The organism is Paenibacillus sp. FSL L8-0502 (assembly GCF_038593055.1).
In the GTDB taxonomy this organism is placed as follows: domain Bacteria; phylum Bacillota; class Bacilli; order Paenibacillales; family Paenibacillaceae; genus Paenibacillus; species Paenibacillus polymyxa_D.
This window is the reverse complement of sequence record NZ_CP151958.1, coordinates 1,335,301-1,346,726: the sequence shown is the minus strand read 5'-3', so window position 1 is coordinate 1,346,726 and position 11,426 is coordinate 1,335,301. Positions and strand designations below refer to the sequence as shown.

The following is an 11,426-nucleotide window of genomic DNA, read 5'->3' as shown; positions in this document are numbered from 1 at the left end:
AGCCAGTGGTCAGACGATGAGAAATAAAAAAACAAGTCCCAACTATGTCCCGAGACTTGTTTTTGCTTATGATAACTTCTATTTTTCCATTAATTTATTGAATATTTCTCTATCTTCGGAAGTAAAATCGGAAATCCGTTTCTTTTGCTTGTATGTGTTGGTACTTGAATCCAGCTTAATGAAGCTATTTTCACCAACCACATATACGATATTGTTTTTTATCTTATATGACACAATATTATCAACAGTATTTTCCGTTGGATCAGCAAGATGATTATAAAGTATTAAAGGGTCGTCCGGCCCCCCTCTAAAAATTTGAAAAGTCCCGTCACCAAAATATTCTACGGTATCTTTGCCTGATGGGTATTTATACTTCGTATCATCCCCAGAATTCACCAGGAAAATTAGAGTAGTAATTATAACTAGTAGAGAGATCAAGATCAAAATAAAGATATATCTACGCTTCATCTACAATTCACACTCACTTCCAAGCTTTTCTTGTATCAGTTACTGTTACATAAGACGTATACTCATTTAATGTTCCCCATGATTCCATTAAATTTGTTAGGTTTGCTGCAGCCCAACCAAGTTTGTTGTTCCCAGTAAACATTTGTTTAAAATTATACTCAAAATTATATTTATCATAATATATTGTAGTAATTTTCCATTGCCCGTCAACGTAGTTTCCATTTATTTTATAATACATCTTGTGAAAAGCATTATATAAATCTTTATCACTTTCTAATCCCTTAGATTCATTATTCGAAAAACTTTTAGCTTTATTAGCATTAGCTTTTTTGACTTCGTCATTAACTATTGCGATGTGTTCTTTAGATTTTTTAATTTGCTGCGCCTCATATGACCATTCGTTAAAGTGTAAATTTCCTGGGTTGTAATCAAGTGAATGTTGAAGTAAATTGGCTGTGATGTCCCCGTACTTCTTTCGAGCTATAGGAACAGCTACTAATGTAAAAGCTTTACGATCAGGATAATGTAGTACAGTATCTGAAGAATTCTTTACCTTCTCTACGCCTCGCACCCAAGTCTTTTCTAGTTCTACCATAGGATTTTCAAACGGAAAAGTATTACTTCCTGCATACACTAACATATTCTTACTATATGCATCTTCTAGTACTTTTTCCGAGACATCAGACTGTTCCTTTTCTCTTGTTTCCTTAAGTTCTAACTGAGGACTATATTGAATTTTTCCCAATTGATCTTCTTTTTGTTTTAAAACAAGTTCAAACTCAAGAATCTCTTTGCTGGTATCAATCTGTTCTTGATACTCCTGTACGTAAGCGTGTGTAAACGTAATATCTCGAATTGTGTTTTCATTTCTAACGATTTGGATATTACATTTTCGATAGTAATCCTCAGTATCAGGTTCATATTCTGTGTTTGCCCATGTGTACAGCATGTTGGAATTATCCGCATTGTCTATAACTGAAGGAAGCGAATGAAGCGGAATTTTGCTTAGAATATGTAGCGAATGAACCAAGTTTGTAGACTTAGCTGAAAGGTTTAGAGAACTATTATTCTTATAAGTAAAGCCAGTGATCTCACCTTTTACAAACTCGATTGGTTCACCACCGGATTTACGTTCTATTCTTAATGAAATGCTCATTGAAATAATCTCCTCTGTTAATTCAATCTAGTTTTGTAGGAAATATTTGTGAAAAAATAATTTCCAAATATTAATATATACGAAAGATATTAAATAGTAAACATATTTTTAACTTGTACTTTTTCAGTTCGAATCGAATTTGAAAATCTAATATAAAAAAGGTGTTCCCCAGCCATTGGATTCAGGCCAGAGAACACCTCTTTACTCAACTTTATATACCTCATCGCTTTTGCTCTAACGCTTTGCCCTCGGGTCCAATACATCCCGCAGCCCATCACCCATCAGATTAAAGCCTAATACGGTCAGCATGATAGATATCCCCGGAAAAATAACTGTCCACGGCGCGTTCTGGATATATTGCCGCGAATCGGACAACATTTTACCCCACTCTGGCTCAGGAGGTTGTGCACCCAAGCCCAGAAATCCAAGCGCTGCCGCTTCAATGATGGCTGTTCCAATCCCCAACGTTCCCTGTACGATGATCGGTGTCAGGCTGTTAGGCAAAATATAACGGAGGATGATTCGTGTATTATTGGCTCCAAGTGCTCTGGCAGAAGTGATATACTCCTCTGTTTTGACACTCAGCACCTTAGAGCGAACTAACCGTCCATACGTTGGGACATTGACAATGGCAATGGCGTACAACGCATTTTCCAATGAAGGCCCTAGAATGGCCACAATAGCAATGGCCAGCAAAATCCCCGGAAATGCCAGTAAAATGTCGAATAGCCGCGAGATGGCCATATCTGCCCATTTTCCGTAAAATCCTGCGATTAAACCTAAGGCGGTTCCTACAATCATTGAACCAATAACGGACAAGAAACCGACCCACAACGAGATTCTGGCTCCATACAGGGTACGAGTCAGTAAATCTCGACCGAGATCATCCGTACCGAACCAATGCTCCGCAGAAGGAGGCTGCAAACGGCTCACCAAATTTTGCTCTTTATAGTCAAAAGGAGCAATCCACGGCGCGATCAAAGCAATGATGACAAAGAAGATAATAATGCTCAGGCCGACGAGCGCCATTTTATTGTGACGGAAAGCCCTCCATGCGTCTCTCCAAGGACCAGTCACGACAGGCAAATGCGCCAATGTACTGCGTGTCGTCGGTATGTTGTTGGGTTCCATTGAAAATTGTGACATCGGACAAGCTCCCCCTTGAACAATTGGCGACTTGATTACTGATAACGGATACGCCGATCGAGAACCGCGTACAGCAAATCGACAATCAGATTAATGATGACGAACAGGAACGCTATGATCAGAATTCCGCTTTGAATAACCGGATAGTCACGCGAGCTGATCGCTTCAAAAATGTACCGTCCGATGCCGGGCCAGGCAAAAATGGTTTCTGTCAGTACCGCGCCTCCCAGTAGTGATCCCGTCTGAAGACCGATGACAGTAAGTACGGGGATCGCAGCATTTTTAAGCGCATGTTTGTACACGACTTGAAAAGATGCCAGCCCCTTCGCCCGAGCCGTACGGATATAGTCCGCATCCATAACCTCCAGCATGCTGGAACGGGTAATGCGCGCAATGACCGCCATTGGAATCGTTCCAAGTGCGATACTGGGCAGGATCAAATGCTTGATGACGGTCCACACCTGATCCATACGCCCACCTATGAACGCATCAATCACGGCTAAATGTGTCACAGCTTCCACCGGATCACGGGAATTCATGCGTCCGATGGAAGGAAGCCAATGCAGCTTATTTGCAAAAATCCATTGCTCCATCAAGCCCAGCCAAAAAATCGGCATCGATACTCCGACCAGTGCAATGACCATGCTGACATAGTCAAACCAGGAATTTCGCTTCCAGGCACTCACGATGCCAGCGTTCATTCCAACTACTATGGCAAAAAACATGCTCGCTACTGTCAACTCCAGCGTAGCCGCCAGATAAGGAAGCATTTCCCGGGCAATCGGCTGTCTGGTGCGAATGGAATCACCCAAGTCTCCATGTGCCAGTTCACTCAAATAGGTTCCATATTGCTGAAACCACGGCTTATCCAGTCCCAATTGCTCACGTAGCGCCTGCTTGGACTGTTCCGTAGCTTTATCTCCTAGTATGGTTTCCGCCGGATCACCCGGAATAGCATGAATAATCGAAAATACGATAAGCGTCATGCCTAGTAATACAGGAATCAATATGGCCAGTCTTTTTACAATATATGAGTTCATATCCTATTCACCGCCTGCTTGCGTTTGGGCTATTCAAAATAAATATTTCCGTACGCTTCCATACCTGCCGGAGAAGGTACAAAACCCTTGAGGTTCGCTTTACCTGCCATCAACGGTGTGCTGTGAACCAAGGGAATCCACGGTGCATCCTGTTTAATAATCACTTGTGCTTGTTTATACAGTTCCCCACGCTTGTCCTGATCGACCTCAACCTGCGCCTTCACCAATACTTTATGGAGTTCCTCATTCACATAAAAACTACGGTTATTGCCTGGAATCGTATCCTTGTCCAGCAATGTATAAAGGAAATTATCCGGGTCACCATTGTCCCCGTTCCATCCCAGCATGTACAGATCATCCTTCTCTCCTGCTTTAAGATCATCCAGATACGTAGCCCATTCTGGAGATTGGATGTTGACTTTGACGCCTATTTTTTCAAAATCGGCTTGAATGGCCTCGGCCACCTTTTTGCCGTCAGGCATGTAAGGACGAGATACGGGCATTGCATAGAAGGTTAACGGCTCGGGAAGCCCGTTAGGAAAGCCTGCTTCCGCCAGTAAAGATTTAGCCTTATCCAGATCATAGGCGTAGTCCTGAATACTATCGTTGTACCCCCATAACGTAGGTGGCATCGGATTGACCGCAGGCTTAGCCTGCCCTGCAAACAATGCATCAATAATGGCCTGTTTGTTCACTGCGTGATTCAGCGCCTGGCGCACCTTGGGATTATTGAATGTTTTTTTCTTTAAATTAAATCCAATGTACGCCACATTAAAGGAGGGACGTTCAATTTTCACCAATTCGCTATTACCGTCTAGCTGCTTTGCATCATCCGGATTCAAATCCTCCATCAGGTCAATTTCTCCATTTTGCAGAGCATTAAATCGCGCGGTATTGTCGGGTATGGAACGAACAATGATCTTTGCCAACTTCGGCTGGCCCTCTTTCCAATAGTTTGGATTCTTCTCCAGCGTGATGGTATCGTTCCGTTTCCATTCCTTAAATACAAAAGGCCCCGTGCCGACCGGATTACTCTTGAAATCAGCCTTTTTCTCCTGAATTGCCTTGGGACTTGCAATACTAAAGGATGGCATAGCGATATTTTGTAAAAACGGCGCCTGCGGCTTGTTTAGTGTAAACTGGACACTGTTCGCATCTACCGCTTTAACCTCCTTAATCACCCTACTTCCTTCAGGACCGAACATAGAATCATAATAGTCAAACGAGTCACCTTCAAATTTGTATGGACTTTTTGGATCAGCCCAGCGGTCAAAGTTAAACACAACCGCTTCAGCGTTAAAGTCACTTCCATCATGGAATTTTACACCCTGGCGCAGCTTGAACGTATAGACCAGTCCATCCGGTGATACTTCCCAGCTCTCTGCAAGTCCCGGTTGGATCTCCGTTGTGTTTTCCTTATATTCCAGCAGTGTGTCGAACACTTGCATTCCAATTTTTAGCGACTCGCTTTCAGTCACAATGGCAGGATCTAGCGCCACGGAATCTCCGCCGCGTCCATAAATAAGCGTGTCCTGCACGCCCTCTCCTGCTCCGCTTGGTGTTTTCCCTGCCTCTGGCTTTGCTCCTTCACCTGATCCCCCACAACCGGAAAGCGCCAAAACAGCTCCTAGCGCAAGCACCAGCAGAACGGTCCAGATTTTGTGTTTTGCATACTTTTTGCTCATGCAGCAAACCCCTTTCACACCTTATATATTGTTAATTCGTTGATACCGGATGAATGTCAATTCTTGAATTGACATGACAAGCTTGTCCTCAAGCTGTAATCCCAGGTTCCGAGTTCATCAAATAGGTGTAGTAGGACAGAAGTGTTCATAATCTAGTGGTGTAAGAGATGCTGTAGGGTAATAAATAAATGTGATGTGATAAAGAGAAAGAGGAGTATGTAAGGTCGTGGTGAAAGTGTGACATATACTCACAAACAGTGAATATTATGCTCAAACAAAGTTGATTATTGGATACTTTACTATAAAATCTGGAAGCCGACAAGGGGGTTTTTCATACATTACGATATGCTTTTATACATCATGTCAATTAATATTACAAACCAATTAACACAATCATATCAAATAAATACTCCTGCTTGGGGTCTTCAACCTCCAAGCAGGAGCATGATCTTACCTCAAAAATGTATTCAGCACCAAACCTACATCCTTTATATCCTAATTCCCAGGTATGTTCTGAAATAAACAAACGTACAAGAGCTTTTACCGCTTGATTTGGCTGGTAGACATGCTGCATTTTCACCCAATGATTCACACTTTTAAGACGTTCTAGTTCAGCTTATGTAGAAATCATGAAGAACATCACTTTACAATAAGTGCAGGCGGTTGCCTTTGAACCGCCTGTCTATTTACGTTTCAGGCGTATGGATTAGTTTTCATGAAAATAATCCCTTTTTCGCCTAAAATTTATAAAAGATCATTTGGTCGTTTTAAACACACCCAGACGGTTCAGTACGACCAGTAAGCGATAAAAATCGTAACTGCTTGGCAGTTTCGCATCCACAATCGGGCTTGCTGGATGAAATGCAACAGCGGCAGCCATTGCTTCCTTCGCCCAGGTCGGTACAGGCATAGTCTGATGCGCCTCCAGCTCAGCTACCCGCTGATCCACTTTTTTAATATAAGCGCTTTGTTCATTCAACGTCTGCTTGAGCACATCTTTGCTGTTTTCAAGAGCGGCGACCTGCTGCTGCAGGGCCTTAAATGCCGCTTTTTCCTCTGCTGTCATTGACTCATCCCCCTCTTCTCCTGCAAATGCTTGGCGTAGCTCGGCCTCTGTTCCGGCGTATACATTCAGGTCAACCGGCCCTTGAATTCCATCAACCCGTCCACTATCGCTGTATTGCCAAAAGTCCCAGTTCTTCCATGCTGTGGTGTCGCCGGGCACCCGTGTACTATAACGTGCAATCCACAGCTTATAACTGCCCAATGGCGCTTTGAAATGGGCAGCAAAAGCATTCCCTGTGTATACCATCGGCTTACAGCCGCTTACCCGTTCAAATTCCGTTACAAATGCCAACGCAACCTCATGAATCGTGGCCGAGCTAAGCCCTCCCGGATTATTTTCGTAATCCATCACCGCTGGCAAGTCCAGCGCTTTCGCCCCACCCACCTGCTCCAACACCTCGGCGAAATGCCTGGCTTCTGCTTTTGCTGCATTTACATCGGTCGCATCTACAAAATGGTACGCTCCCAGTAAGAGCCCGGCTGCCTTGATCCCTTTTGCATTCGTGATAAATGTCGGATCGACGTAACGCTGTCCTTGACTCGCTTTAATAAAGGCAAACGATTTACCATCGGCTCGTACACGCTTCCAATCAATCGTTCCCTGATATCGGGACACGTCAATGCCTTCGGTAGCATTAGGGCTACGACTTTGCATAAGGCGCTCCCTCCCTGTCATTATAATGTTGTAGCACTCTGTCTCTGTTATATATGCTTGGACCATCCATACGGTCTGGGCTTTTCCACTTTTACACCGAAAAAAGGGCAAAAAGGTAGTCAGCCTATTTGGGTGGTGGTCACTGGTGGCACTTTATGAAACTTTATTCTCTTTGTCGGAAGGGTCGGTTGACTTTATTTTTTCTCCACTTGACTTGGACTCAAAAATAGCTACCGCATTCCGTAAAATATCCGGCATCGGCACTCCCATTCTGCCCACATTTTCAATAATGGACAACAGCTCGTTCGCTAAATAAAAGAAAACGACGGCATCCCGGAAGTAATGTGCATCCCCGAGAATACCGTCGATTAGGTGAGCTACCGTAATGAGCAAAAACACGGTAACCTTGCGAAAAATACCGTAATACCCCTGGCGGCTTTTTAGCTCCCCATTAATCCAGGCCGCTGCCCATCCGGTGAAAAAGTCGATCACGACCATCCACCACAGCAACGTCAACATAGTGGTCCACCCCCCGAAAAAATAACCGATCAAGGTCCCCGTGGAAAGCCCCAGCCAAATCTGATCGATCTTTTCATGCATATTTGTTCCCCCTTTTGAACCTAGGTGTAAAGTGAATGCCCTTGGGTTGATCCAAGGGCATAAAAACAATGATTTTTATTTTGTTCTCTATACTGTTTTTTTACGGAAAATAGAGGTATACCATTTAACCGTTTCTTCCTGTTCATTTAAAGCATCGGTTGATGACGATCCTTCTACGTTGCCCGCTATTAGATCAGAACGCTTGGATAAAATAATCTTCATTACTTGTTCACGCTGTTCTTCATCTAAAACGTAACTTCCCATGATCGTTGCTATATCGCCCTCACCCCGCTCATAGCGAGTGATGCAAGCATGAGCACAAATACGCATTTGAGCCTCTGTTAAAGCGGTCATAGTTATGACTTCACCTCTTTTATATAAAAATTTCTGCAATAAATAATAGTCAGTACACATTATTTTGCTGTACTACCAAGCATGAGCTGGGTCAGCGTCACTTCGAGATCTGCAATACGCTGCTTCAGTTGATCTGTCTCACTCGGCTGTTGCTCTGCTTTTTGTGTCGTCAGTTCCTTAATTGCTTCCTCACTCAATCCTTCACTCCAGAACGTCGCCGGGTCTCTTCGTTCTGGAGCTGTAAATGTCTGAGCAAAATACACAGGTTCATCCCCACGTTCGTTTTCAGGCTTGTTTTGCCATTCACCATGCAGCTTCTGAAACGTTGCATGAGCCTCTTTGCTAAGTTGCTCGTATGCGTTTTGTGCTTCTAACAGCTTTTGATTATATTCCGCTTCATAGGTCAGCCATCCTTGGATATCAAAATGAGGTTGGTATAGACCGGGTGGTACTGGAATTCCTACTGTAAAACCAGCAGGGATGCTTTCTGAATTGGTTGCATCTATGGTGCTAGAGCTACTGTCAGCAAGCCAATGGGTGTCTAGTTGCTGGTTTGTATCAGATAGCGTGGGCGAAGATGGAGTATAAAAAGGGACGACACCCGAAAAGGCATCGTCCACCAACTCGTCCTCCAGATAGAGGCCGTTTGTATTTACTTTAGGTACTGCTTTCATGGTATGACCTCCTTATTGCTCTGCTATGAATGGCGGGAAAAGAACGCTCACCGTAGTGCTATCTTTTGCCCCTCCACCACCAAAACAAACTCTTCCATCTGGAAAAATATCAAACGGTACAAAAACAGGCCCGCTAGGTCCATAGCCATAAGAAACAGGGCCTTGTATACTGATAGGTCTGTAACCTTGCGGCAGAGTAAACAGTGCTAACCCTCCGTTTGTCAAACCATTCGCGATTAGCCCCCTGATATGGACGAACCCGTTACTATCCTTCATTATTCCTACGGGTCTACTCGTAGCCCACCCATTAAGCAACGTCGGTGATATCCATGCAGGACTATCTTTGTCAGCCTTCTTGTTCTCTACCACGGACAGTCGCGTATTAGCCTGTTGCACACTCTCCACCAAGTCAGCTAAAAGCGTTTTCTCGTTGGCTGCATAGGAGCCTGTGAACGGTACGACTGGCGATGGGTCAAGCATCAGGTACGTGACGCTGTAAGCCGCTGCTCTATCTGCGTCCGATGCATATAGAAGTTGAGCCAAAGCGCCCGCGCTTGTAACCATTCCGGTGCTTTTAGACCACTTCATATCTAAAGCACCGTTTTTATACACCGCTAGCATTTGAGTGGTTCTATTTTTAAGCAAGCGAGCGGAAAAGTTGGAGTTATTTATGTTCATTCGATTACCATATTGAGTTATAGTTTCCGTGTACACGTCAGCCGATTCACGCAATACAATACCCGTACCTACTTCGACCTGATTATCACCCTCGTTAAACGAAAGTTGGCCCTCGGATACAATCGGCTCCACAGCAGGTGTTGCGAGTTGGTATACAAGTTGGTACGGCGTGTACCCTGCATACGACTGTTGCGGTGCAGATTGCGTGAAATTAGCTGCACCGACACGTTGCACCCAATACTTAGTACCTGTACCCGACCATGTAGCCGTAGTCATGGCTTGAGCATTTGCAGGAGTGATGGTATTAGCATCATAGGCTTTGTAGCCATAGAAGTAGGCTTTGATGTCGTCTAATGTCGGTGTGTAGCTGTCTGCCCATCCACTGTCTGCAACAGGGACAGAAACAGCAAAATTGGAAGCGGTCGCGTCTATGGCCCATCTGTCGGCTGTAGTGTCTTGCCCGCCCCACGACAGTATTTTTCCATCAAATTTTACCCCCGTGCCATTGCCGACAAATGCATAATTTACATCGGATACTACAGGATAGAGGGTTTTGAAACCCGTTCCAGACCCTATGTTATTCACTTTAGTGATTTTACCGCCATCTAACAGGATGCTTTCGAATCTTTTCACTTTAAAATATTGCCCATCTTTTTCAAACACCGTATCGGCATTTGCGCCAGTAACTGGATCGGCATACAGGTCTGTTTGCAGAGCCAACATGGAATCCTCGCGCGGCATGAATGGTTTTGCTGTGCTGCCAATGTTAAGCATGATATTGGAAAACGTTATTTCATCAGTGGATGTGCCCAACAAGCGGATTACTACACCATTAGTGCCTACCGGAACTGTGAAGGTGTAAGAGATAAGTCCGATACCTGTTACATTACCGACAACTGCAGTCTCGTTTTGTGTATTTACATGAATTCTACCCGTTGACCCACTCGACTGAGCAGAAATAGTGTAACTCTGACCAGAAACTAATGGGTAGATGGAAGATATCATTATATTGGAAGAAGAAACAACAACACTTCGATCATCTTTAATAACGGGTGTTCCAACCTTAGCGTTCCATGAATAAAAAGAATGAGGGGCCAAATTCTCCCCATACCGTATCACATATGGATTACGTACAGGCATTACGCTGTCTACATATGGATATTTGGCAGCTACCTGTTCAGCAGTCATGCTATCTAAGGCAGCATATTCGGAAGCGTTAACCTCATAGAGACGAATCGCGTCTGTATAAAAAGCCTGACCCGTTGCTGTGGAAATCGCTGATACTTCCAAGTTTATAGCAGTATCGTTTGCCGGTGCACATTTTGTATAGATCGTTACAAATTGACTCTTATCTATGGATTGCTTGAGCGCCTTATTACCACCCGTAGAAAAGTTTACATAAATATTGTTTGAAGCATTGATGTTTTTAACATCAGCCAGGGCGATATAGTACCTTCCGCCAATAAGCTTTAATCCGCTACTGTACACGTTATACACGCCAGTGGCGTTCTTTGCAGTGACCTTGATTGATCCCATGCCCTGCGCCTTATTAGATGTATCAACTGCAAGATCGGCTTCCCAACCTAAAAGGCTACCGATTTGGTCACCTGAGCCTACGCGCCCAAGCAGGTTAACCAGCATTCGTCCCTTTATTCCGGACAAAGAAAATGGTGCCGCCTTAACAGCGTTAAGTATTTGCACCCCGGGTTCGAGAGTTACCGCCTTACGCTCTGTCGTATCCAGACGCTTCTTGATCTCATTTACACCGTCATTCACGTCACCCGCAAATTCATCTACAGAGCGCCAGTTTTCATCCAAATACTTCTCCAGATCAAAATATGTGGTTTTGGGCGATGTGCGGTCAATTTGATTTAAACCAAGATTCGGTGTTTTTTCGCTTGCCAT

The 11,426-nt window shown here is 44.1% G+C and carries 10 protein-coding genes; all 10 read right to left on the bottom strand.

Annotated features, from left to right (window positions below; all coding sequences use genetic code 11):
- Positions 1-78: 78 nt before the first annotated feature.
- The 10 genes from NSQ57_RS06005 to NSQ57_RS05960 all read right to left on the bottom strand — a co-directional run bounded on the left by NSQ57_RS06005 (position 79) and on the right by NSQ57_RS05960 (position 11,426).
- On the bottom strand, positions 79-468 hold the full coding sequence (locus NSQ57_RS06005; RefSeq protein ID WP_185156333.1) for a hypothetical protein: 390 nt from the start codon (positions 466-468) through the stop codon (positions 79-81).
- 13 nt (positions 469-481) lie between these two features.
- A complete protein-coding gene (locus NSQ57_RS06000) occupies positions 482-1,624 on the bottom strand; it encodes a hypothetical protein (RefSeq protein WP_342425782.1) in 1,143 nt (380 codons plus the stop codon).
- 234 nt (positions 1,625-1,858) lie between these two features.
- Positions 1,859-2,770, bottom strand: coding sequence for a nickel transporter permease (gene nikC / locus NSQ57_RS05995; RefSeq protein ID WP_209949669.1), 912 nt, complete (start codon positions 2,768-2,770; stop codon positions 1,859-1,861).
- Between the two features lie 35 nt (positions 2,771-2,805).
- Positions 2,806-3,810 carry an ABC transporter permease gene (locus NSQ57_RS05990; RefSeq protein WP_029516174.1) on the bottom strand — a complete coding sequence of 335 codons (1,005 nt, stop codon included), beginning with the start codon at positions 3,808-3,810 and terminating at the stop codon, positions 2,806-2,808.
- Positions 3,811-3,839: 29 nt separating this feature from the next.
- Positions 3,840-5,495, bottom strand: coding sequence for an ABC transporter substrate-binding protein (locus NSQ57_RS05985; protein WP_165144621.1), 1,656 nt, complete (start codon positions 5,493-5,495; stop codon positions 3,840-3,842).
- A 754-nt stretch (positions 5,496-6,249) separates the two neighbouring features.
- Positions 6,250-7,215 carry a glycoside hydrolase family 25 protein gene (locus tag NSQ57_RS05980; protein WP_069011560.1) on the bottom strand — a complete coding sequence of 322 codons (966 nt, stop codon included), beginning with the start codon at positions 7,213-7,215 and terminating at the stop codon, positions 6,250-6,252.
- Positions 7,216-7,368: 153 nt separating this feature from the next.
- Complete coding sequence (locus tag NSQ57_RS05975; protein ID WP_039269501.1) at positions 7,369-7,815, bottom strand: phage holin family protein; 447 nt, start codon at positions 7,813-7,815, stop codon at positions 7,369-7,371.
- An 87-nt stretch (positions 7,816-7,902) separates the two neighbouring features.
- Positions 7,903-8,169 (bottom strand): hypothetical protein, encoded by a 267-nt coding sequence (locus NSQ57_RS05970; protein WP_342425781.1) that lies wholly within the window; start codon positions 8,167-8,169, stop codon positions 7,903-7,905.
- 59 nt (positions 8,170-8,228) lie between these two features.
- Positions 8,229-8,843, bottom strand: coding sequence for a hypothetical protein (locus tag NSQ57_RS05965; RefSeq protein WP_342425780.1), 615 nt, complete (start codon positions 8,841-8,843; stop codon positions 8,229-8,231).
- A 12-nt stretch (positions 8,844-8,855) separates the two neighbouring features.
- Positions 8,856-11,426, bottom strand: coding sequence for a hypothetical protein (locus NSQ57_RS05960; protein ID WP_342425779.1), 2,571 nt, complete (start codon positions 11,424-11,426; stop codon positions 8,856-8,858).

Bases quoted from the DNA above. Each gene is read 5' to 3' on its own strand.
- NSQ57_RS06005 (WP_185156333.1), bottom strand. From the start codon at position 468: ATGAAGCGTAGATATATCTTTATTTTGATCTTGATCTCTCTACTAGTT.
- NSQ57_RS06000 (WP_342425782.1), bottom strand. From the start codon at position 1,624: ATGAGCATTTCATTAAGAATAGAACGTAAATCCGGTGGTGAACCAATC.
- nikC (WP_209949669.1), bottom strand. From the start codon at position 2,770: ATGTCACAATTTTCAATGGAACCCAACAACATACCGACGACACGCAGT.
- NSQ57_RS05990 (WP_029516174.1), bottom strand. From the start codon at position 3,810: ATGAACTCATATATTGTAAAAAGACTGGCCATATTGATTCCTGTATTA.
- NSQ57_RS05985 (WP_165144621.1), bottom strand. From the start codon at position 5,495: ATGAGCAAAAAGTATGCAAAACACAAAATCTGGACCGTTCTGCTGGTG.
- NSQ57_RS05980 (WP_069011560.1), bottom strand. From the start codon at position 7,215: ATGCAAAGTCGTAGCCCTAATGCTACCGAAGGCATTGACGTGTCCCGA.
- NSQ57_RS05975 (WP_039269501.1), bottom strand. From the start codon at position 7,815: ATGCATGAAAAGATCGATCAGATTTGGCTGGGGCTTTCCACGGGGACC.
- NSQ57_RS05970 (WP_342425781.1), bottom strand. From the start codon at position 8,169: ATGACCGCTTTAACAGAGGCTCAAATGCGTATTTGTGCTCATGCTTGC.
- NSQ57_RS05965 (WP_342425780.1), bottom strand. From the start codon at position 8,843: ATGAAAGCAGTACCTAAAGTAAATACAAACGGCCTCTATCTGGAGGAC.
- NSQ57_RS05960 (WP_342425779.1), bottom strand. From the start codon at position 11,426: ATGGCAAGCGAAAAAACACCGAATCTTGGTTTAAATCAAATTGACCGC.